Source organism: Mesorhizobium sp. M7A.F.Ca.MR.245.00.0.0 (genome assembly GCF_003997415.1).
Lineage (GTDB): Bacteria > Pseudomonadota > Alphaproteobacteria > Rhizobiales > Rhizobiaceae > Mesorhizobium.
On sequence record NZ_RZTE01000037.1, the window covers coordinates 29989 to 51183 of the forward strand.

General features: G+C 62.7%; 19 protein-coding genes, 1 tRNA gene and 1 pseudogene. 13 read left to right on the top strand and 8 right to left on the bottom strand.

From position 1 onward, the window contains the following. Positions 1–174: 174 nt before the first annotated feature. Together EOB80_RS27030 and mscL are read right to left on the bottom strand one after the other, a co-directional pair. The gene (locus EOB80_RS27030) at positions 175–1341 is read right to left on the bottom strand and encodes a pyridoxal phosphate-dependent aminotransferase (RefSeq protein ID WP_127330864.1); all 1167 of its coding nucleotides are present in this window, start codon (positions 1339–1341) and stop codon (positions 175–177) included. 112 nt (positions 1342–1453) lie between these two features. Continuing rightward, a complete protein-coding gene (gene mscL, locus EOB80_RS27035) occupies positions 1454–1876 on the bottom strand; it encodes a large conductance mechanosensitive channel protein MscL (protein ID WP_027038576.1) in 423 nt (140 codons plus the stop codon). 142 nt (positions 1877–2018) lie between these two features. Between mscL and EOB80_RS27040 the strand changes: the two genes are divergently transcribed. The 3 genes from EOB80_RS27040 to EOB80_RS27050 all read left to right on the top strand — a co-directional run bounded on the left by EOB80_RS27040 (position 2019) and on the right by EOB80_RS27050 (position 6234). After that, positions 2019–2333: a hypothetical protein gene (locus EOB80_RS27040; protein ID WP_127330866.1), complete on the top strand. Its 315-nt coding sequence runs from the start codon at positions 2019–2021 to the stop codon at positions 2331–2333. Beyond that, positions 2323–2598 carry a type II toxin-antitoxin system RelE/ParE family toxin gene (locus EOB80_RS27045; RefSeq protein WP_127330868.1) on the top strand — a complete coding sequence of 92 codons (276 nt, stop codon included), beginning with the start codon at positions 2323–2325 and terminating at the stop codon, positions 2596–2598. The genes EOB80_RS27040 and EOB80_RS27045 overlap by 11 nt, the downstream gene beginning before the upstream one ends. A gap of 126 nt (positions 2599–2724) precedes the next feature. Continuing rightward, positions 2725–6234: a PAS domain-containing hybrid sensor histidine kinase/response regulator gene (locus EOB80_RS27050; protein WP_127330870.1), complete on the top strand. Its 3510-nt coding sequence runs from the start codon at positions 2725–2727 to the stop codon at positions 6232–6234. Positions 6235–6380: 146 nt separating this feature from the next. On the opposite strand, the gene EOB80_RS27055 is transcribed toward EOB80_RS27050, so the two are convergent. Continuing rightward, entirely contained in the window at positions 6381–7289 is a 909-nt protein-coding gene (locus EOB80_RS27055) for a LysR family transcriptional regulator (RefSeq protein ID WP_164762733.1), read from the bottom strand. 146 nt (positions 7290–7435) lie between these two features. Here EOB80_RS27055 and EOB80_RS27060 point away from each other — a divergent pair, with 146 nt between their 5' ends. Further along, positions 7436–8947 (top strand): MFS transporter, encoded by a 1512-nt coding sequence (locus EOB80_RS27060; RefSeq protein WP_127330872.1) that lies wholly within the window; start codon positions 7436–7438, stop codon positions 8945–8947. A 32-nt stretch (positions 8948–8979) separates the two neighbouring features. On the opposite strand, the gene EOB80_RS27065 is transcribed toward EOB80_RS27060, so the two are convergent. Together EOB80_RS27065 and EOB80_RS27070 are read right to left on the bottom strand one after the other, a co-directional pair. Continuing rightward, positions 8980–9639 carry a response regulator transcription factor gene (locus tag EOB80_RS27065; protein WP_023813893.1) on the bottom strand — a complete coding sequence of 220 codons (660 nt, stop codon included), beginning with the start codon at positions 9637–9639 and terminating at the stop codon, positions 8980–8982. A 120-nt stretch (positions 9640–9759) separates the two neighbouring features. Next, on the bottom strand, positions 9760–10176 hold the full coding sequence (locus EOB80_RS27070) for a hypothetical protein (RefSeq protein WP_127330874.1): 417 nt from the start codon (positions 10174–10176) through the stop codon (positions 9760–9762). Between the two features lie 187 nt (positions 10177–10363). Between EOB80_RS27070 and EOB80_RS27075 the strand changes: the two genes are divergently transcribed. Further along, positions 10364–10714: a DUF952 domain-containing protein gene (locus tag EOB80_RS27075; protein ID WP_164762736.1), complete on the top strand. Its 351-nt coding sequence runs from the start codon at positions 10364–10366 to the stop codon at positions 10712–10714. Continuing rightward, positions 10711–11787, top strand: a complete 1077-nt coding sequence (locus EOB80_RS27080; RefSeq protein ID WP_127330878.1) for a quinone-dependent dihydroorotate dehydrogenase — start codon at positions 10711–10713, stop codon at positions 11785–11787. The genes EOB80_RS27075 and EOB80_RS27080 overlap by 4 nt, the downstream gene beginning before the upstream one ends. 8 nt (positions 11788–11795) lie before the next feature. Here the strand turns inward: EOB80_RS27080 and EOB80_RS34645 are convergent, their stop codons facing one another. Both EOB80_RS34645 and EOB80_RS27085 read right to left on the bottom strand, forming a co-directional pair. Next, positions 11796–11969, bottom strand: coding sequence for a hypothetical protein (locus EOB80_RS34645; RefSeq protein WP_164748943.1), 174 nt, complete (start codon positions 11967–11969; stop codon positions 11796–11798). A gap of 300 nt (positions 11970–12269) precedes the next feature. Continuing rightward, positions 12270–13529, bottom strand: a pseudogene (locus EOB80_RS27085) (MATE family efflux transporter). 246 nt (positions 13530–13775) lie between these two features. Between EOB80_RS27085 and EOB80_RS27090 the strand changes: the two are divergent. Next, a complete protein-coding gene (locus EOB80_RS27090; RefSeq protein ID WP_127330880.1) occupies positions 13776–14681 on the top strand; it encodes a histone deacetylase in 906 nt (301 codons plus the stop codon). Positions 14682–14747: 66 nt separating this feature from the next. On the opposite strand, the gene EOB80_RS27095 is transcribed toward EOB80_RS27090, so the two are convergent. Then, positions 14748–15011: a DUF6460 domain-containing protein gene (locus tag EOB80_RS27095; RefSeq protein ID WP_013533620.1), complete on the bottom strand. Its 264-nt coding sequence runs from the start codon at positions 15009–15011 to the stop codon at positions 14748–14750. Positions 15012–15284: 273 nt separating this feature from the next. On the opposite strand from EOB80_RS27095, the gene EOB80_RS27100 reads away from it, so the two are divergent. From EOB80_RS27100 to EOB80_RS27125, 6 genes are all read left to right on the top strand, one after another. Beyond that, on the top strand, positions 15285–16274 hold the full coding sequence (locus EOB80_RS27100; RefSeq protein WP_174800334.1) for a glycosyltransferase family 2 protein: 990 nt from the start codon (positions 15285–15287) through the stop codon (positions 16272–16274). Beyond that, entirely contained in the window at positions 16267–16968 is a 702-nt protein-coding gene (locus EOB80_RS27105; RefSeq protein WP_127330884.1) for a class I SAM-dependent methyltransferase, read from the top strand. Before EOB80_RS27100 ends, EOB80_RS27105 begins: the two co-directional genes overlap by 8 nt. Positions 16969–16978: 10 nt before the next feature. Then, entirely contained in the window at positions 16979–17413 is a 435-nt protein-coding gene (locus EOB80_RS27110) for a GtrA family protein (protein ID WP_281058096.1), read from the top strand. 38 nt (positions 17414–17451) lie between these two features. Beyond that, positions 17452–18933 carry a hypothetical protein gene (locus EOB80_RS27115; RefSeq protein WP_127330888.1) on the top strand — a complete coding sequence of 494 codons (1482 nt, stop codon included), beginning with the start codon at positions 17452–17454 and terminating at the stop codon, positions 18931–18933. Between the two features lie 196 nt (positions 18934–19129). Further along, positions 19130–21043, top strand: a complete 1914-nt coding sequence (locus tag EOB80_RS27120; RefSeq protein WP_127330890.1) for an acyltransferase family protein — start codon at positions 19130–19132, stop codon at positions 21041–21043. Between the two features lie 77 nt (positions 21044–21120). Further along, positions 21121–21194, top strand: a tRNA-Gly gene (locus EOB80_RS27125). Position 21195: the final 1 nt, after the last annotated feature.

The window sequence follows — 21195 nt, forward strand, 5'->3', positions numbered from 1 at the left end:
GTAGCAATGGCCGACCTTCGAGGTTGGCCGAGGCATCTTTCTCTTCGTCATCCTAGGGCGGAGCAAGGAGCGAAGCGACGCGGCGCAGACCCTAGGATCCATGCCGTTACTGCGGCCGAAGAGTGAGGCGGTCCAGAATCTTCAAACGCGCGGCTTTCCTGTCCAGCCCAATCCTCAAACTGCCTTCATCCAATTTGCCAGCCGGTGCGCCGCTTCCTCGACCTGGTCGAGGCGGCGGTGGAAACACAACCGCAAAAACGCCTCGCCGCCGGGGCCGAAAGCCGTGCCTGGCGCCAGGCCGACATTGGCCTTGTCGACAATGTCGAAGGCAGCGGTGCGTGAATCGGTGATGCCGTCGACAGTGAAAAACAGATAGAACGCGCCCTGCGGCACCGTAAACTCAGCGCGGCCGGTGGCGCCGAGGATGCCGCAGACAAGGTCGCGCGCCTTGCGCGCCCGCTCCACCTGTTCGGCAACGAAGGCATCGCCCCCGTCAAGGGCGGCGGCCGCGCCGCGCTGCATGAACTGGGCGACGCCGGAGTTCGAATACTGGATCAGGTTCTCGAACACCTGCTGCAAGCTCGGATGCGTCTTGATCCAGCCGACACGCCAGCCGGTCATCGCCCAGTTCTTGGAGAAGGAATTGACGTACAGGATGCAGTCTTCCGCCGACGCGATGTCGAGGAAGGACGGCGCGCGGCCATGGCCATAGTGGAAAAGCGAATAGATCTCGTCCGCGATGATCCACAGATTTTTCGCGCGCGCCAGATCGAGGATGGCCTGCAAGGTCTCATGATCGGCGGTCCAGCCGGTCGGGTTCGACGGCGTGTTGATGAACAGCGCCTTTGTGCGCGGCGTGATCGCCGCCGCGATCTTCTCGACGTCGCAGGACCAGCCATTGCCGGAATGATCGAGCGTGACCGCCACCGGAACGGCTCCCGCTATCGCTGCCGCGGCATCGAAATTCGGCCAGGCCGGCGACAGATAAACCACCTCGTCGCCCGCGCCGGCGAGCGCGTCGAGCGCCAGCTGGATGGCATGCATGCCGGAGCCGGTGACGATGAATTCTTCCTCCGGGAAGGTCTTGCCGAAATGCCTGGCATAGTAGCGGGAGAGCGCCTGCCTGAGATCGGGGATGCCCCTTTGCCAGGTGTAGAATGTCTCGCCGCCGGCCAGCGCCTTCGACGCGGCATCGGTGATGAAGGCTGGCGTCGGCAGGTCGCCCTCGCCGGCCCAGAGCGGAATCATGCCTTCGCGCAGGCGGCCGTAATTGACGACGGCGACGATGCCGCTTTCGGGTGCCGCACGGGCCTCGGTGCGCAAGCTGTCGATCAGGGTCATTGGCGGGTCCGTTTTGGTCTGCGGTTTTCGTCAGCGGTCCTTACCAGATGCGAAAACAGAAAACCCCGGCCGCGAACGACCGGGGTTTTGGTCCAGCAAATGCCGCCCGTGGTCAGCGCCTGGCGAGCAGATCGCGAATTTCAGTGAGCAGCGCGACGTCGGCGGGCGGCGGAGCGGCCGGCGCAGCGGGCTTCTCGCGCTCAAGCCGCTTGCGCATGTTGTTCACCGCCTTGACCATCAGGAAGATGATGAAAGCGAGGATGAGGAAGTTCAGCGCCACGGTGATGAAGCTGCCATAGGCAAAGACCGCGCCCTGCTTCTTGGCATCGGCCAGCGAGGTCGCGTTGACGGCTGAGGACAATCCGAAGAAATAGTTGTTGAAGTCCAATCCGCCGAAAATCGCACCGACGATCGGCATGATGATGTCGTTGACAAGGGAATCGACGATCTTGCCGAAGGCCGCGCCGATGATGACGCCGACCGCAAGGTCCATCACATTACCCTTGGAAATGAATTCCTGGAATTCTTTCAGCATTCGACCCTCCTTGTCGTGACTGGCCGAGCTGCCGTTTCCGTCCTTGCGACATCGACCTGAGACAACATAACAAAAACCTCCTGACGCAACATCGGCAAAAAGGAGAAAGCAACCGGTTTCTCCTTACCGGGAGCCGGCTAGGTTGCTCGCCAAGACCGACCCCGGTCCAGTTGTTCGAGACCCACGGTTCGGCAGGAGCAGCGTTGAATTTCTGGCAATCATAGGCGTTTTCGCCTATAATATTCTCATGAACATGCTCGAAACCATCAGCATTGACGTTTACCCGTGGGCGGCTCCGACAAAGGAGCAGCGCGATTGGTTCGACGCGCTTTCGCCCGATGAGAAGCGGAAAGCGATTCAGGCGGCCATCGACGAAGGTTTTGAGAGCCCCGTCAGCGACAAGTCTATCGACGACATTATTCGGGAAGCGCGTGCCGAATTCCCGCATGCGCCATAGGATAACGCATCGCGCCGAACGCGATCTGAAAGACATTTACCGACACATCTTCGAAAACTTCGGCCACACTCAGGCCGAAAAGTATCTGCGTGAACTCGACGCGGTGTTTGAATTGCTCGGCGATTACCCGAATATGGGCAGGCTCTATGAAGGCAGGACCCATCAGTTCGTCCATGGCAAGCACATCATCCTCTATCGTATGGGTTCGGAGGAGATCATTGTCGGCCGCATCTTCCACGGCGCCCAGCGGCGATCTTCACCATAACGACATCGACACCGACGCGCCGGCCTGAGAACCGTCCTATGCAGCTCTGCAATGGACTCGGACGCCAAGCTGTGATTGCGTCCGGGCAAGCCGGATAGAAAGACGGCAGAGGAGGAAAGTCCAAGCGTGCAGGGCTTGTTCATCGTCATCATCGCGGTCGCCTATGTGACGCTGCTGTTTGCCATCGCCAGCCTCGGCGACCGCCGCTCGGCCATCTCCGAGCCGAGCCGGGGGCGGCCTTTCATCTACGCACTCAGCCTCGCTATCTACTGCACATCCTGGACTTTCTTCGGCTCGGTCGGTCTCTCTTCCGAACGCGGCCTCGAATTCCTCGGCATCTATACGGGCCCGGTGCTCGTCTTCGTGTTCGGCTTCCCGCTGCTCAACCGCATCGTGCGGCTGGCCAAGACCGAGAAGATCACCTCAATCGCGGATTTCCTCGGCGCGCGCTACGGCAAGAGTTTCACCGTCGCGGCGATCGCCACGCTGATCGCCACCATCGGCGCGGTCCCCTATATCGCGCTGCAGTTGAAGGCGATCTCCGGTTCGGTCAGCCTGATGGTCGAGCACTATACGGGATCGCCGCCTTCGTTCGATCCCTTCGTCAGCGACATCTCGCTGGTCGTCGCCATGCTCCTGGCGCTGTTTGCGGTGCTGTTTGGAACCCGTCACGCCGACGCCACCGAACACCAGGACGGGCTGGTGCTGGCGGTGGCGGTCGAAACCGTGGTCAAGCTCGCCGCCTTCCTGGCGATCGGTCTGATGGTCACCTTCCTGATCTTCGGCGGCCCGGCCGACATGTTCGACAAGCTCGCTGAGAACGCGCAGGTCCGCCAGGCGATGAGCTACAACACTTCGCTCGCCACCTGGCTGGTGCTGACGTGCCTCAGCGGCTTTGCCATCATCATGCTGCCGCGGCAGTTCTACGTCACCATCGTCGAGAACCGCGGCGAGGCCGAACTGCGCACCGCGACATGGGTGTTCCCGCTCTACCTCGTGGCGATCAACCTGTTCGTGCTGCCGATCGCCTTCGCCGGCCTTTCGCTGGTCGGCACCGGAACCAGCAGCGATCTCTACGTGCTGTCGCTGCCCCTGTTCAGCGGCCATGATGTGCTGGCGATGGCGGCTTTCATCGGCGGCCTGTCGGCGGCGACGGCGATGGTGATCGTCGAAAGCGTGGCGCTGTCGATCATGATCTCCAACGACCTCGTCATTCCATTGTTCGTGCGCCGCCTGCTCAAGACCTCGACCTCCGAGACCGAGGACTGGTCGACGCTCATCCTCAATGTGCGGCGCGGGGCGATCTTCATCCTCTTGTTCATCGCCTTCCTCTACTACCGCGAGAGCACCGACAGCGCGCGACTATCGTCGATCGGCCTGATGTCGTTCGCGGCCATCGCCCAGTTCGCGCCCGCCCTGATCGGCGGGCTGATCTGGCGCGGCGCCAACGGCCGGGGTGCGGCACTCGGCATGGTCGCCGGCATCCTCGTCTGGGGCTATACGCTGCTGTTTCCGTCGCTTGCCGCCCCTGATACCGGCATCATCGTGCATGGGCTGTTCGGCTTCGAGGCCTTGCGGCCGCAGGCCCTGTTCGGCACCGTCGCCGAACCGCTGAACCACGGCGTGCTGTGGAGCCTGTCGCTCAACGCGGTGTTCTTCGTGCTCGGTTCGCTGTCGCGGGCATCGGTGCCGCTGGAACGCATCCAGGCGTCGATCTTCGTGCCGCGCGATGCCGGCCCGATGCCAAGCCTGCGCCGCTTCCGCACCGCCATCACCGTCAACGACCTCAAGGACACGATCGGGCGCTATCTCGGCGTGGAGCGCACCGAGCGCTCCTTCCAGTCGTTCGAAAAAACCAACGGAACCTCGCTGCACGGCAATGAGCAGGCGAGCATGGACGTCATCCGCTTCTCCGAGCAATTGCTCGCCAGCGCCGTCGGCTCCTCGTCGGCGCGGCTGATCCTGTCGCTGCTGTTTCGGCGCCACGACCGCGAATCCCGAGATGCCTTCCGCTTGCTCGACGACGCCACCGAGGCGCTGCAGCACAACCGCGACCTGTTGCAGATCGCGCTCGACCAGATGGAACAGGGCATCACCGTCTTCGACCGCGATTTCCGCCTGATCTGCTGGAACCGCCAGTACCGAGCGCTGTTCGACCTGCCCGACGAGATGGGCCAGGTCGGCGTCTCGCTCGACCGCATCCTGCGCCATCTCGCCGAACGCGGCGACATCCCCGCCGATCAGCGTGTGGCCATGCTCAACCGGCTGACCAGTTTCGTCAGCCCATGGCAGATGGAACTGAAAACCTCGGGCCGCATCCTGGAACTGCGCTCCAACCCGATGCCGGACGGCGGCATCGTCGCCACCTATGCCGACATTTCCGGGCGCGTGGAACAGGATCTGGCGCTGAAGCGTGCCAATGAATCGCTGGAGCAGCGCGTCAAGACCCGCACCATCGAACTGACCCGGGTCAACGAGGAGTTGACCCGGGTCAATGAGGAGCTGGCGCAGGCGCAGATGCTGGCCGAGGAGGCCAATCTCGGCAAGACGCGCTTTCTCGCCGCCGCCGGCCACGACATCCTGCAGCCGCTCAACGCCGCCCGGCTCTATTGCTCCTCGCTGATCGAAAAGGCCGGCAAAGGGCCTGCCGGCAAGGCCGCCGTGAACATCGAATCCTCGCTGGAATCGGTCGAGACGATTCTCGGCGCCGTGCTCGACATCTCCCGCCTCGACGCCGGCGCGATGAAGCCGGACGATACCGCCTTCAACCTCGACGGATTGCTGCGCCAGATCGGCAACGACTTCCGGCCGCTGGCCGCCGAGAAGAAGCTCGCGCTGACCATCATGCCGTCATCGCTGACAGTGACGACGGACCGCAATCTGCTGCGCCGCCTGATCCAGAATCTCGTATCCAACGCCATCAAATACACGCGCCGCGGCCGCGTGCTGGTTGGCGTCAGGCGGCGCGGCGATATGGCCGAAATCCAGGTGATCGACACCGGCATCGGCATCGCCGGCGACAAGCTGAACACCGTCTTTCGCGAATTCACCCGGCTCGACGAGGGCGCGCGCGAGGCCGAGGGCCTCGGTCTCGGCCTCTCCATCGTCGACCGCATCGCCCGAGTGCTGCGGCTGGAGATCCGGATCTTTTCCAACCCTGGCAAGGGCACGCGCTTCTCCGTCATCCTGCCCGTGGCGGCCGTGCAGGAGCCGCGGCGCGAAATCGACGCCAGGGTTCCTGCCCGCGCGACGGCTTCGCTGGCCGGGCTGCACGTGCTGTGCATCGACAACGACGCCCGCATCCTCGAAGGCATGCGGCTCCTGCTCGAAGGCTGGGGTTGCAATGTCGACACCGTGTCCGGTTCAAAGGATCTGGAAAGCGTGGTGACACACCGCCCGGACATCGTCCTTGCCGACTACCATCTCGACGGCGAAACCGGTCTTGATATCATCGTCAGGCTGCGCGCGCTCCATGGCGACACCCTGCCGGCCGTGCTGGTCACCGCAGACCGCTCCAATGAGGTGCGCACGGCCGCCGGCGGGCTCGAGATTGCGGTGATCAACAAACCGCTCAAACCAGCGGTGCTGCGCTCGATGATGGCCAGGGTCAGGCCGCTGGCACCGGCGGCCGAATAGCATCAAAGGCGCTCGGTCTCAGCCCTTGGTGTCCGAGGGGAAGTCCTAGAGCATTTCACCGTTTCACGGAACGGCGATCTGCTCTAACTCTTTGTTTTAACGCAATTCTAGACGGAAAACCGCTTCACACTTTTCCAAGAATTGCTCTAGGCCGGGCCGTCGACCATCTGGGAACTGCGGAACCGGAGCCGTCCGGCATTGCCAGCCACAGGCGGACGATGCTCGCGAAAGGCCATTGCAAGCGACCTCAGCGCCTCGCGGGACTTGGCGTCCGTCAGCGTCGAAAGCAGCACGATCTCGGAAGGCGGCAGCGCCGGCAGCCCGAATTTCCGGCTGACCTCGATGGTGCCGGACGGGGCAAGCCGGCAGGAAAATACCGAGGCTGCGAGGCCGGCCGAGACGGCTTCGGCAACGGCGAAGGAGCCGCAGCCGAGGAACACCTCCGTCCATGGTATTCCGACAGCGTCGAGCGCGCGGGTGGTGATGTTACGAATACCGCAGGATGGCGAGGATGCCGCCAGGCGCAGCGGCTCGTCGGCCTGGTGGACGAAGCCGGGCGCGGCGTACCAGCCGAAATGTTCGGGCGCCAGCACTTCACCATCGCGCCGGTCGTCCTCCCGGCGGATGATCGCCGCGTCGATCTCACCGCGATCGAAAGCGTCCAGCAGGTCGCGCGAATCATCGAGCCGCACTTCGATGGTGAGCGCCGGGTCATGCGCATTGAGCCGCGCCAGCAATGTCGGGACTTCCGCGCCTCCGACATGGGTGGCGATGCCCAGTGTGAAGCGGCGGCGCACCGAAGACAGGCTGGCAATGGCGCGATCGTGTGCCGCGAGGAAGTCGCGTGCGGGCTGGAGAAACACCGCGCCCTGCGCCGACAAGCGCACCAGCCGGGGCGTGCGCTCGATCAATTTCTGGCCGACGCGCTCTTCCAGCCGCTTCAGCTTCACGCTGATTGCCCCTTGCGTGCTGCCAAGAGCCTCGGCCGCACGCGTAAAGCTCTGAAGATCGGCGATGGCGACGAATGTTTTCACAGCGTCTACGTCCAGCGTCATGTCAGCTATCCGCACTTGTTGTCTCTGAAATAGCCAACCATGCAATTCTAATATGATCAAGCCTCGCCTACCCTGGGCCATACGCGCACCGGGCGAGCTGCAATGGATTCGCCGATTGCCGACAAATACGTTCGAAAGGTTGAATCATGCCCACTGTAGTGACCCGCCGAGGCATCGTCGTTCTGTTTGCCGCCTGCCTGGCGTGCCTGATGTTCGGCCTGGAGATTTCAAGCGTTCCCGCGATCCTGCCGACACTGGAGCAGGTGCTGCACGCCGACTTCAAGCAACTGCAATGGGTGATGAACGCCTATACGATTGCGGTCACGACGGTGCTGATGGCGGTCGGCACGATCGCCGATCGTTACGGGCGCAAGCGTGTCTTTCTGGTCGCCATCGCCGCCTTCGGCCTGACATCACTGATCTGCGGCGTCGCCGAAAGCGTCTCCACGCTCATCGTCGCCCGGTTTCTGCAGGGCCTGAGCGGCGGTGCGATGCTGATCTGCCAGCTTGCCGTGCTGTCGCATGAATTCCGGGAAGGGCGCGAACGCGCCGTCGCATGGGGCTGGTGGGGCGTCATCTTCGGCACCGGCCTCGGCTTCGGCCCCATCATCGGCGGCGGCATCGTCGCGGTATCGAGCTGGCAATGGGTGTTTCTTGTCCACGTGCCGGTTGCGGCGCTGGCGTTCGCCCTCGCTCTGATGGGCGTCCACGAATCGAAGGATCCACAGGCGGGCAAGCTCGACGTAGCAGGCATCCTGACGCTGTCGCCGTCGGTTTTCTGCCTCGTTTTCTACATCATCCAGGGGCCGGATCTGGGTTTCTCCAGCCCTGCCGCGCTGGCGATCCTCGGTATCTCGATAGTGAGCTTCATCGCCTTCCTCATTGCCGAGAAGGTCAGCCAGCGGCCGATGTTCGATTTCTCGGTCTTCCGAATCCGGCCCTTTTCGGGCGCCGTCGTCGGCTCTGCCGCGATGAACCTCAGCTATTGGCCTTTCATGATCTACCTGCCGATCTGGTTCCACGCCGGGCTCGGCTATGACACCGTCTCCACCGGCCTTGCCCTGCTTGCCTACACGCTGCCGACGCTTGTGCTGCCGCCGTTGGCAGAGCGCTTTTCGCTGCGTTATCGGCCCGGCATCATCATTCCGGCGGGCCTCGTCATCATCGGCGTCGGGTTCATCCTGATGAAATTCGGCAGCGCCGCCGCGCAACCGGACTGGCTGACGATGCTGCCCGGCTGCCTGATCGCGGGGATGGGTCTGGGAATAACCAACACACCTGTCACCAACACGACGACGGGTTCCGTTTCGAGCGATCGCGCCGGCATGGCCTCCGGCATCGACATGAGCGCGCGCATGGTTTCATTGGCGTTGAACATCGCGGTGATGGGCTTCATCCTGGCCAGCGGTGTGCTGGCGCATCTCGGGCATGCGCTGCCCGACCTCGACGCTGCCCAATTGCGTCTTCTCGCCGAAGCTATCGCTGCTGGAAACCCCATCTCCGGGCTCGCCGGGACCGTCGCCCAGGATGCGCTGCGCAACGGCTTTGGCTGGGTCATGCTCTATGGCGGGATCGGCGTCTGGATCATGGCCGCCATCAGTTTCGCAAGCTTCAACGGCCGGCCGGTGCGGCGGACGGAGGTTCAGTGCTCTGATTGAACACTATTCTGATTGAACAGGCGCCCTGGCGATCAACCCGCCGGCTGCAGCGGGTCGCTGCCGATCTTGGACAACAGGATCACCGCCTGCGTGCGGCTGTCGACGCCGAGCTTCTGCAGGATGGCGGAGACATGCGCCTTGATGGTAGCCTCCGATACACCGAGTTCATAGGCGATCTGCTTGTTGAGCAGGCCCTCGGCCAGCATGCCCAGCACCCGTGTCTGCTGCGGCGTCAGAGCCTGCAGCCGCTTGATGAGGTCCGATATTTCGGGATCGCGCTCGATGCCGAGATCGACGCCGGCTGGTGCTGCGATGTCGCCGGCAAGCACCGATTGCACCGCACTGCGGATCTCCTCCATGCTGGCCGACTTGGAGATAAAGCCGGAAGCGCCGAGATCGAGCGCCCGCCTGATGGTCGCCGGATCGTCATGCGCCGACACCACGACCAACGGCACCGCCGGATGGATGCCACGCAGCGAGACCAGGCCGGACAGGCCGCTGGCGCCCGGCATCGACAGGTCGAGCAGCACCAGATCGACGTCCTCGTTGGCCACGACCAGCGCCTTGGCGCTCTCGAAATCGCCGGCTTCATGGATGGCGGCGACGTTGCCGATGCCGGCGAGCGCTTCGCGCAGCGCACCGCGAAACAGCGGGTGATCGTCGGCGATGACGAAAGAATAGCCTGCCGGCAAATGTCCCTCCCCAAATCCCCGATGATTTTTGGCTTTTCGGGTTCAATTGGACGATTATGAGGGGCTGCGCGCTGTTTTCAAGCGGCAAAGCCAGCGCGCCGCCTCCCCTGGTTGAAGCGCTCAGGTCTTCTGAGCGCCGTCGTCCTTGTCCATATCCTTGACGATGCCCATGAAGCCGCGCAGGAAGCGCTCCATGTAGCTCATGGTCTTGTTGAAATCCTCCTCGCTCGGCAGTTTCGATTCGAGGCGGGCGGAGAGCGAATTCTCGAGCTTGGTGACGCGCTCGTCCATCGCCTTCATCGAGGTCTGGAGACGGTCGACCTCGTCCTGGAAAGCAGCGCGTTCGTCGGCCGCCATCTTGCAGACGAGTTGGCCGGAGCGTTCCTCGCAGATCGACATGGCGCCGGTCTGCGTATCGATACGGACAAAGCCGTTATTGGACTTTTCCAGGCGGTAGCGGTCGGTCTCTTCCGAATAGGCTGAAGCCGCGACCAGCGAAACGAGCGCGGCGGGGATCAAGATGTGCTGCAGACGCATGTTGTCCTCCATGGCCAAGGCCTCAGATATCGCATGTTTGCGCCGGAAATGGGGAAGACCCTTGGCGTGGCCTTTCCCGAATGGCTGGTTCGGAATCTTTTTGACGCAATTCCCAAGGGAAAGCGCTATGCGCTTTTCCCGGGAAAACCGTTTCACACTTTTCCTGGAACTGCTCTATAGCGCAACCATGTCTCAGATTATCTACAAGATAACCCCGCAAGCGCCATGGCGCGAGGCCGAAACGCATGGCCGCTTCACCGGCGCGCCGATCGATGTCGCCGACGGCTTCATCCACTTCTCCACGGCAGCACAGGTCAGGGAAACGGCGGCAAAGCACTTTGCCGGCCAGACGGACCTTTTGCTGGTCGCCATCGACGGCGCCAGCCTGGGCTCTGCGCTGAGATACGAGGTCTCGCGCGGCGGCGCGCTGTTTCCGCATCTGCATGGCGTGCTGGACCTGAAAGCAGTGCTGTGGGTCCGGCCACTGCCGCTTGGCGCCGACGGTGTGCACCAGTTCCCGGCACTGGAGGGGCAATGAGCGTGCTCGACCGGCTCGGCCAGAAGCTGCTGTTCGCCTTCGATCCGGAAACCGCGCATGGCATGTCGATTGCGGCGCTGCGATGCGGCCTGCCGGTCGGTGCGCGGACGACGCTCGACGCGCGGCTGAAGGTCAGCGTCTGCGGCCTCGATTTCCCCAATCCGATCGGCATGGCGGCCGGCTATGACAAGAACGCCGAGGTTCCGGACGCGTTGCTTGGCCTGGGCTTCGGTTTCGCCGAGGTCGGCACGATCACGCCGCTAGCGCAGGCCGGCAATCCGAAGCCGCGTATCTTCCGGCTGACGGCCGACGATGCGGTGATCAACCGATTGGGCTTCAACAATGAAGGCCATGCAGCGGCCGAAAAGCGCCTTGCCACACGTAAGGGCCGCTCCGGCATCGTCGGCGTCAACATCGGCGCCAACAAGGACAGCAGCGACCGCATCGGCGACTATGAGCGCGGTGTCGCCCGGTTTGCGCAATACGCCAGCTATCTCACCGTCAACATCTCCTCACCCAACACGCCGGGCCTGCGCAACATGCAGGCGCGCGAGCAGCTTGGCGAGCTCTTGTCGCGGGTCATGGCCGCGCGCGCCGCGGCAACGGCGCAGCCGCCGGTGTTCCTGAAGATCGCGCCGGATCTGGTCGAGGCAGAGCTGGAGGACATCGCCGCCGAAGTCACCGAAAAGCAGGTGGACGGCGTCATCGTCTCCAACACCACCATCTCCCGACCGCCGTTGCGCAGTAGCGACACCGCGCGCGAGACCGGGGGACTCTCCGGCAAGCCGCTGTTCGAGCGTTCGACCATCGTGCTGGCGAAGATGCGCAAACTGCTCGGACCGGACCGCGCCATCATCGGCGTCGGCGGCGTCGATTCCGCCGATACGGCGCTGGACAAGATCCGTGCGGGCGCTGATCTGGTCCAGCTCTACACCGGTATGATCTATGCCGGGCCTTCACTGCCAGGCCGTATTCTTTCCGGAATGGTCCGTTTCGTCGAAAAGGAAGGGCTGAAGTCGATTTGCGAATTGCGCGGCAGCCGCCTCGACTTCTGGGCGTCCAGGCAACTCTGAACCTGCTCTCATGAGCGTAGATTGCGACTGACGGCCCGCTCGCAAATGGCGCCGCCGATGGCAGGCAACACGCCGAAGAGAAGCAACTGCGCGGTGCCGCCGATGCCAGAAACCGCGGAGAGAATGAACGCAGCGAGCAATCCCAGCGCCGCGCCCAAGACATATGGCAGGTAGCTTCGCATAAGCTCGCCCTGGAACAATTGGTGCATCAAGTCTGTTGGAAATCGACTGAAAGTGCAAGTGCATCCGACCGCACAGCAGGGCAACGAACTCGGTTTAACGGGTTGCTTCGGAGCCTCGCCGGCGCATTGGCTGACGGAGCATCAAACGAAAAACCCGCCTGTGCGGCGGGTCACTGGCGCAAATCAGCACCATGGCCAAAAATGTACCATAGCTGAGATCACCGAGTCAAGAAAAAATTCCTATCGCGAACAGGTGCCGTTCGCTGCCTGGACGGCGCAGGGCCTCCCGGAGGGCACCGTCTAAAACGCCGTCCGCACCCTGAGCCGCAGGATCGTCAGCAGGCTGAAGCCTCGCACCAGCAGGAAGACGTGCAGCGCCGCCCAAAGTCCATTGTTGCCGAAGGCGGGCGCAAGGGTCAGCAGCGCGGCCGCGAAAACCAGGAACGACAGCAGCATCATGTTGCGCATGTCGCGGGACCAGGTCGCGCCGATGAAGACGCCATCCATCTGGAACGCCAGCACACCGCTCAGCGCGGTGAATGCCGCCCACGGCAGGTAGATGTCGGCCACCGAACGGACTTCCTACGATGTCGTCACAAGAGCGACCAGATTGGCGCCACCAGACAGCATTACCAGCGTCGCGGCTCCCGCCAGTCCGAAACCCCAGAGCAGCGTCAGCCGCACGGCCTGGCGGAACGGTGCGGCGGCACGTGCGCCGACGGCACGGCCCGCCAGCTGTTCGGCGGCGGTGGCAAAGCCGTCGAGGAAATAGCCGGCGACGAGGAAGAAGTTCATCAGCACGGCGTTGGCGGCCAGCGTCACCGTGCCGAACTGCGCGCCCTGGCGGGTGAACAATGCGAAGGCGGCGAGCAGCGAGAACGAGCGGATCATGATGTCGCGGTTGAGCGACATCATGCGCAGGAAGGCGGCCATGTCGAGCAGGCGGTGGCGCGGCAAGGATGGGGCGGCCCGGAACCGGCGGATCACGATCGCCAGGCCGAGCAGCATGGCCAGGAACTCACCGGTGACGGTCGCCCAGGCAACGCCGGCGACACCCCAGCCAAGTTCCAACCCAAGCAGGAAGCAGAGCGCGATGTTGATGCCGTTCAGCACCAATTGCAGCATCAGCCCAAGCCCGCCCTCGCCGCGCCCCAGCACATAGCCGAGGATGGCGTAGTTGATCAGCGAGAACGGCGCCGCGAGCAGCCTGATCCTGATGTAGACGCCCATCGCCTCGCTGACGCGCGGTTCGGCACCCATGAACTCTTGCCCGGCGATGGCGACCAGCGGCGCAAGGGCAGCGAGCACGATGCCGGCGATAACCGCGATCAGCACGGCGCGCCAGAACACCGCCTGCTCCTCCAGGGCATCGCCACGCCCAAACGCCTGTGCGACAAGGCCGGTGGTGCCCGAGCGCAGGAAATTGAAAGAGGTGAAGACGACGTCGAATATCAATGCGCCGGCCGCCAGGCCGCCAAGCAAGGCGGCATCGCCGAACTGGCCGATGACAGCCGTGTCGACCAAGCCGAGCATCGGCGTCGTCAAATAGGCAAGCGTCATCGGCACGGCGATGGCGAGCACGGAACGATTGGTGACGACAAATGATCCGGCGTGAATCGGGGATCCCGCGTGGAAAGGGGATCCGGCGTCGGCTGGTGTTGCACCTTTGTCCAAGGATTGCTGCCTTGCTGATTGCGGCTTGATAGAACCGTCGATGTGCCCCATTTTCCGGCCACCGCGCAATCACCTATCCCTTGACGGCCAACCGAAATCCCGGTCTGGCGTGAGCCAGCCGGATACGATTTCATGCCTCTGCAGATCGTCCATCATCCCGACTACGACGCCGGCTTCGCCGTCAACCACCGCTTTCCGATGAGCAAATATCCCTTGCTGATGGAGGCGCTGCGTACACGCGGCTTCGCCGGCCCCGACGCGCTCAGCACCGCCGAACCGGCACCGGCATCATGGCTGGAGCTTGCCCATGCGACGGACTATGTCGACCAGGTCGTCAACTGCCGCGTGCCCGAGAAGATCGAGCGCGAGATCGGTTTTCCGATCGGACCCCGCGTCTCGCTGCGCGCGCAGCTTGCCACCGGCGGCACCGTGCTGGCGGCGCGGCTGGCCTTGCGCCACGGCATTGCCTGCAACACCGCCGGCGGCAGCCATCATGCTCGGCGCGCGCAAGGTGCGGGCTTCTGCACCTTCAACGATGTCGCCGTCGCCGCGCTGGTCCTGCTCGCCGAAGGCGCGGCACGCAACATCCTGGTCGTCGATCTCGACGTGCATCAGGGTGACGGCACGGCGGATATTCTCGCTGATGATCCGCGCGTGTTCACCTTTTCCATGCATGGCGACCGCAACTACCCCGTGCGCAAGATCGCCTCCGACCTCGATGTCGCGCTGCCCGACGGCACGGGTGACGCCGCTTACATGAAGAGGCTCGCCGCCATCCTGCCGGAGCTCTCCGCCCAAGCCCATTGGGACATCGTGTTCTACAATGCCGGCGTCGACGTCCATGCTGAGGACCGGCTTGGCAGGCTGTCGCTATCGGATGACGGCCTGCGCGCCCGCGACGACATGGTGATCAGCCACTTTCGCACGCGGGGCGTTCCGGTGTGTGGCGTCATCGGCGGTGGCTATTCAACTGACGTGCCCACGCTTGCCGCGCGCCACGCCATCCTGTTCGAGGTGGCCTCGGGCCACGCCCGATAGCACGATCTTGTCCAAAAACCGGGTGCCAGGGTTCGCTGACGCGGACCTGCGGTTCGGGATCATGCTCTACTTCCGGTAGTTGGCGAGCCTCAACAGGATGAAGGCCGGCACGACGATAGCCGCGCCCAGCAGGATATAGCCGAGGAAACGGTCGATGGCGTGGAAGCCAAGATTCCACAGGTCCATGAAGAATTTGCGGATGCCGTAGAGCACATCCATCGGCGACCAGCCGAAGGCGTTCATGACCAGGCCGACGAGGAAAGACACCACCAGCAGTTTCAGGATCACCTTGAGCGGCGAGTCGCCAAGAAAGCGCGTCAATGCGGACAAGGCCCGTCTCCAGATTGAGGTACCCAGGCTAGAGGGCGTCAGCCAGACATACGCACTTGGCTTGTCCGCTTCAAGCCGGGAGTTTTGCGGGATAGCGAGACACCGAGCATAGTGTGGCCGCAAGCCGAGCCCAGGCGCATGGCAGACTGCCGGCTACTGCCGCAGCGATCCCGCTGGCTTATCTGTTTTCTAACCAATTGCCGCTATTCCCAATCGAATAGCGGGAGCAAGGCTTTGGTGGAGACGGAGAGAAACACCGCGCGACGCGGCGTCATGCTGTCGGTGGTCATCCCATGCTACAACGAGCTGGATGGCGTGGCCGAACTGCATCGGCGGGTAACGGCCGCATGCCTTGAACAAGGCCCTTCCTACGAGATCGTCCTTGTCATCGATGGCGCGACCGACGGTACACGCGAAGCCATTCTCCAGCTGGCTGAAAAGGACGACCATGTCGTTGCCATCGACCTTGCCCGCAATTACGGCCATCAGATCGCGTTGAGCGCCGGGCTCGAATTCTGTCGCGGCCAGCGCATTCTCATTCTCGATGCCGACCTGCAGGATCCGCCTGAACTGCTCGGCGCGATGATGACGAAGATGAACGAAGGCTTCGATGTGGTCTACGGCCAGAGGCTGACGCGCGATGGCGAAAGCTGGTTCAAGCTCGCCTCCGCGTCCATGTTCTATCGCTTGCTGCGCCGGATGGTCGACGTCGACATAGCCCCCAATACCGGAGATTTCCGGCTGATGAACCGTCGCGCGCTCGACCATCTGAACGCGATGCCAGAGCGTTACAGGTTCATTCGCGGCATGGTGAGCTGGATCGGGCTGAAACAGGTGGCCTTTCCCTATGAGCGGCACCGCCGCTTTGCCGGAACCACCCATTATCCGCTGAAGAAAATGGTTCTTCTGGCGGTCGACGCGATGACCAGCTTCTCCATCGTGCCGTTGCGGTTCGCCTCGCTGCTCGGAATGATGTTCGGGCTTCTGGGCCTGGTCGTGCTCGGCTACACGCTGCTCGAATGGTCGGTCGGAAACGTGTTGCCCGGCTGGACCAGCCTTGCCGCGATCGTGCTGATCCTCGGCAGCGTCCAGCTTATGGTGCTCGGAATCTTCGGCGAGTATCTCGGGCGCATGTACATGGAGACAAAGCGGCGGCCGCTCTACTTCGTCAACGAGATCGTTTCGCGCAGCCAGGCGGTGGAGGACGGCGAATTGCCGGTCCATCGCCTGCAGGAGATGGCAAAGAGGGCCGCACGTGCTTGAGGCGGAGTTCGACCAGTTTGCGCGGGAATATCAGGAGCAGCATGCCGCAAGCATAAGGCTGAGCGGCGAAAACCCGGATTTCTTCGCCAGATACAAGATCGACGACGTCGCCGCGACGCTGCTGCGGGCCGGTGTCAAACCGCGACGAATACTGGATTTCGGCGCCGGCGTCGGCAATTCGCTCGGCCATATGCGCAACGCGTTTCCCGATGCGGAGATCACCTTGCTCGATCCTTCGCGGGAATCGCTCGACATCGCCAGCAAGCGCTTTCCCGGCCAGGCCGCCTTCACGCATTTCGACGGCAAGACAATTCCCTTTGCCGACGGCAGCTTCGACCTGGCCTTCGCGGCCTGCGTCTTCCACCATATTCCCGAGGGCCTGCAGATCGGACTGTTCGCCGAGATCGGCAGGGTGCTGGCCGATGGCGGCAGCTTCTTCGTCTTCGAACACAATCCCTGGAACCCGCTGACCACGCACGCGGTGAGAAACTGTGCCTTCGACGAAAACGCGGTTTTGATAAATTCGCGCGAGATGCGCAGGCGCATGGCCGAGGCGGGCCTTGCCGATACGAGGATCGTCTACCGGATCTTCTTTCCTCGGATGCTTGCGAGACTGAGGCCGTTCGAGCGCTTCCTCACCAAGGTACCTGTCGGAGCCCAATATTTTGCGCATGTGGTCAAGCCTGCCGTTTGACTTCCCGAGGATGCTGCGATTTGGCGCCGTCGGTCTGTTGAACACGGCGCTGGGATACGCGGTCATCCTGGCCGGGCTTGCGCTTGGTCTGGGCGACATCCTTGCCAACGCCACGGGTTATGCCGCCGGCCTTGTCCTCGGCTTCTTCCTCAACCGCCAATGGACCTTCAGCAGAGCCGATGGCTTCCAGCCCGGAACCGCGCTGCGCTACGGGGGTGTCTTTCTGGTCGCCTACAGCATCAATCTGGCCGTCGTGATCGCCGCCCGTTCGGCAGGCATCGTCGAAAACCCGCTGGTCCACCTCGCGGGAATCTGCGTCTATTCGGTGGTTTTCTATCTTGGCTCGGCCCGCTTCGTGTTTGTGGGACGTGGGGACGACAGCACCAACCGCACAGTTCGGGTGGCCGACAAGCCTCGGCGGCAGCCCGCCAGTCCAACACCTTGAACCCAACTGTCACCGGAACCGATCAGAGGCGGCGCATCATGAACGACGCTCAGGCCAGTGTGGCGGCCGCGACATACAACGAGCGGAACAGGCTGATCTTCTGCCTACTCGCGGCCTTGGCGATGGCGGGTGCGTTGGCTGCCCAGGCAGGCGCCACCCTGCAGGATCCCGACAGCTGGTGGCAAGTGAAAGTCGGTCTCGATTTCCTGACAAACCGGACATTTCCGACGGTCGATTCTTACTCCTACACGTTTGCCGGCCAGCCCTGGATTGCCAAGGAATGGCTGGGGCAGGTCCTGCTGGCTCTTGCCTACCGGGCGGGCGGCTGGAACGGGGTCGTCACCGCGATCATCGCCTCGATCTCCCTGACGGTTTTCCTCATGGGGTGGTTTCTCAGCGCATGGCTGAAACCGATCCTGGCGATTACACTGGCCTTCGCGGCGGTGTTCCTGATCAACCCGATCTTCACGGCGCGTCCGCATGTCTTCACCTTCCCGATCATCGTCATCTGGACGGCGGTGCTCTTCGGTGCGGCAAGGGAAGAACGGGCGCCGCCCTGGTGGCTGCTTGTGCTGGTCGTATTGTGGGCGAACCTGCATGCCACCTTCACCTTGAGCTTCGTCATCGCGGCTTTCGCCGGTCTCGATCTGCTGGCGCGCACGGGCCTGTCAAAACCGGCCCTGCTGGCGAAGTGGATCGCGTTCGGCCTGCTTTGCCCGCTGGTCAGCCTGATCCACCCGTACGGGGTCCAGGCCATCCTGGCGACGCTCGCCGTGGCTTACGGCAATGAGGCAGTGTCGCTGATCATGGAATGGAAACCGTTCAATCCGCCGGACAGTCCCGTCCAGGAAGCGGTGATGCTGCTGGCGCTTTTCGGGCTATTGGTGTGCCGATTGCGAATTGGCTGGGCCAAGGCGTTGTTCGTCGTCTTCACCTTGCATGTCTATCTCGCCCATGTGCGCTTCATGTATCTGTTCTTCCTGCTGATTCCGCTGGTGATGGCGGCAGAGGTCGCACAGCAATATCCCTCGCTTTCAGCCACCGCGTGGCTGGCCGAAAAGCGCGACGGGCTGGAGAGATTCTTAGCCAGACGGTTCTACGCAATCTGCGGCACGGCAGCCGTTCTGCTGATTGGCGGGGTCGCTGTGCTCGGCAGCGTCTATCAGGTAGCGCCAAGTCCGAAGACATCGGCCAGCGGGGCGCTGGCATTCGCGCAAAGCCATCATCTATCCGGCAACGTGCTGAATTCCTACAATTTCGGCGGCACGCTGATTTTCCACGGGTTCAAGACCTATATCGACGGACGGACGGACCAGCTGTTCCTCGGCGGTTTCACAAAGAGCGATAACGACACCGGACGCGGCGACGGCAAGCCGCTCCTCGAAGCCCGCCTGAAGAAATACGCAATAGATTGGGCGCTGCTATCGGCCGACGACAGCCGCATTCCCTTCTTCGACCAGTTGGGCTGGAAACGGGCCTATTCGGACGACTACGCGGTAATCTATCTGCCCGGCGCCTGATCCCGGTGCGTTCCTGGCGAATTTCGCGACAGCAATATATGCCTTGACACCCATGTTGCAGCGCAGCAAAATTGCTGCCTGAGGGTAAGCCTGTGAGATCGACGAGCCGGGATTTTCAGCACGATCGACGACATCGCCGCATGAGCGTGTCGGGTGCGGCCGCACGGATCCTGGTGGTCGCGCGCGGGCCGGCCGGATGAACTACCGGCGCGACATCGACGGCCTGCGGGCCGTTGCGGTGCTGCCTGTCGTGCTCTTCCATTTCGGCGTGTCTGCCATTCCCGGCGGCTTCACCGGTGTCGACATCTTCTTCGTCATATCGGGCTATCTGATCAGCGGCAGCCTGCTCGATGATCTTGAGCGGGGCCAATTCTCGATCGGCCGCTTCTACTGGCGCCGCGCACGGCGCATCCTGCCGGCGCTGACCTTCGTCATCCTGCTCGCGAGCATTGCCGCCTGGTTCATCCTTCTGCCTTCGGATCTCCACGAATTCAGCCTCAGCGTGATCGCCGCCTCGACCTTCTGGTCGAACATCTATTTCTGGAAAACGACGAACTATTTCTCCATCGACGCCGAACTGCGGCCGCTCCTGCACACATGGTCGCTTTCGGTGGAAGAGCAGTATTATATCTTCGCGCCGATCCTCCTTTATCTGATCTACCGATACGTCTCGAAGCGCTGGCTGACCGTACTTCTGCCGATGGCCATCGGCAGCTTTGCCCTGGCAGTCATAGCAACCTCGCTGGCACCGACGGCAGGGTTCTATCTCTTGCCGACGCGCATATGGGAGCTGGCGCTGGGCGCCATGCTGATGTTGCGGAAGCCTCCGGTCCTAGCCAGTCGGCTGGCGGCGGACCTGATCGGCCTCGCCGGCTTTGCCCTCATTGCATTTGGCTTTGTGATGATTTCGGACAGCGATCCGTTTCCCGGCTACAATGCCCTATTCCCCTGCATCGGAACAGCTCTGCTGATCTATGCTGGCCAGGATAGCGCCGACAGGCCGGCACCTGTCGCCACTCGCGTGCTTCGGTTGGCGCCGCTGGTCTGGGTCGGCCTCATTTCCTATTCGCTTTACCTCGTCCACTGGCCAATCAACTCCTTCGTCCATTATCTCTCCCTGAAGACTGTCGGTGTGCCAACGATTATCGCGATGACGGTTGCCAGTTTCGCCTTGGCGGCATTCTCCTGGAAATACGTCGAGCAACCCTTCCGCCACAAACGAGCCTATACCGCCCCGCTGCCCATCTTCGCCTTTTCGGCGACGGCAATCGTGCTGCTGTGCGCCGGTGGTTTGGCCGGCGCACTGGGCAACGGTTTCCCGCAACGGTTTCCGGATTTCTCGACAGAACGTATCCGGGTCGGCGACTGGCGCAACGGCATCTGTTTCAACGAAAACGGGACCCGCATCGAAGACTGGAACCTTGCCGACTGCACCCGGACAACGGGCTTTGCCACCAATGTGCTGCTGTGGGGCGATTCTTTCGCTGCCCACTATGTTCCGGGACTTGAGCCCAACGCCCAGAAAATCCAGGCCAATGTCATCCAATACACCTATGCCGGCTGTCCGCCCGACCTGACCTATTTTTCCTATGCTCGGCCCGCCTGCACCCGCTTCAACGAACGGGCCTTGTCGATCATTCGCGACGCCAACATCCAGGCGGTGATCCTGAGCGGCCGATGGACCGACTACCAGGCCAGGGGCTTCGACGGCCTGCAGAAGACGATCGATCGGCTTCGCGGGATGGGGGTCAAGGTCTATACCGTCGGCCAGTCTCCGGAATTCATCGCCGACGTCCAGAAGATCGCTTTCTTGGTGAGACGGGAGCATGCCGGAACCACATCCTGGCCGATGGCTATGGATCCGGACATCAACGCACGGGTTCTGCCGTTCACCAAAGGGGCCGATTTCATAGATCCGCTGACGTATCTGTGCGACTCGGCCGGTTGTTCATACGCCGATGCCACGACCAATGAATTTCTCTACTTCGACTATGGCCACTTCTCTTCCGCCGGCGCGACGCTGGCCATCTCGAAATACTGGCCAAGCTTCGCCACCAGCAATGAGGTCGCGGAGGCAAAACGGCAATTCACGGCCGCGGGCGCGCCGTGATCCGCAGCACGACCGTCGTGAGAACAGACCGCTTTGCGATTGCCCGAAGGCTAACCCTCATGGTAACGAGGGCGCACGCGGGTATGATGTAATGGTAGCTTGTCAGCTTCCCAAGCTGAACGCGAGGGTTCGATTCCCTCTACCCGCTCCAG

Coding starts and splice junctions, on each gene's coding strand:
- EOB80_RS27030 (WP_127330864.1), bottom strand. CDS start 1,341: ATGACCCTGATCGACAGCTTGCGCACCGAGGCCCGTGCGGCACCCGAA.
- mscL (WP_027038576.1), bottom strand. CDS start 1,876: ATGCTGAAAGAATTCCAGGAATTCATTTCCAAGGGTAATGTGATGGAC.
- EOB80_RS27045 (WP_127330868.1), top strand. CDS start 2,323: ATGCGCCATAGGATAACGCATCGCGCCGAACGCGATCTGAAAGACATT.
- EOB80_RS27055 (WP_164762733.1), bottom strand. CDS start 7,289: ATGACGCTGGACGTAGACGCTGTGAAAACATTCGTCGCCATCGCCGAT.
- EOB80_RS27060 (WP_127330872.1), top strand. CDS start 7,436: ATGCCCACTGTAGTGACCCGCCGAGGCATCGTCGTTCTGTTTGCCGCC.
- EOB80_RS27070 (WP_127330874.1), bottom strand. CDS start 10,176: ATGCGTCTGCAGCACATCTTGATCCCCGCCGCGCTCGTTTCGCTGGTC.
- EOB80_RS27075 (WP_164762736.1), top strand. CDS start 10,364: ATGTCTCAGATTATCTACAAGATAACCCCGCAAGCGCCATGGCGCGAG.
- EOB80_RS27080 (WP_127330878.1), top strand. CDS start 10,711: ATGAGCGTGCTCGACCGGCTCGGCCAGAAGCTGCTGTTCGCCTTCGAT.
- EOB80_RS34645 (WP_164748943.1), bottom strand. CDS start 11,969: ATGCGAAGCTACCTGCCATATGTCTTGGGCGCGGCGCTGGGATTGCTC.
- EOB80_RS27090 (WP_127330880.1), top strand. CDS start 13,776: ATGCCTCTGCAGATCGTCCATCATCCCGACTACGACGCCGGCTTCGCC.
- EOB80_RS27100 (WP_174800334.1), top strand. CDS start 15,285: ATGCTGTCGGTGGTCATCCCATGCTACAACGAGCTGGATGGCGTGGCC.
- EOB80_RS27110 (WP_281058096.1), top strand. CDS start 16,979: ATGCTGCGATTTGGCGCCGTCGGTCTGTTGAACACGGCGCTGGGATAC.
- EOB80_RS27115 (WP_127330888.1), top strand. CDS start 17,452: ATGAACGACGCTCAGGCCAGTGTGGCGGCCGCGACATACAACGAGCGG.
- EOB80_RS27120 (WP_127330890.1), top strand. CDS start 19,130: ATGAACTACCGGCGCGACATCGACGGCCTGCGGGCCGTTGCGGTGCTG.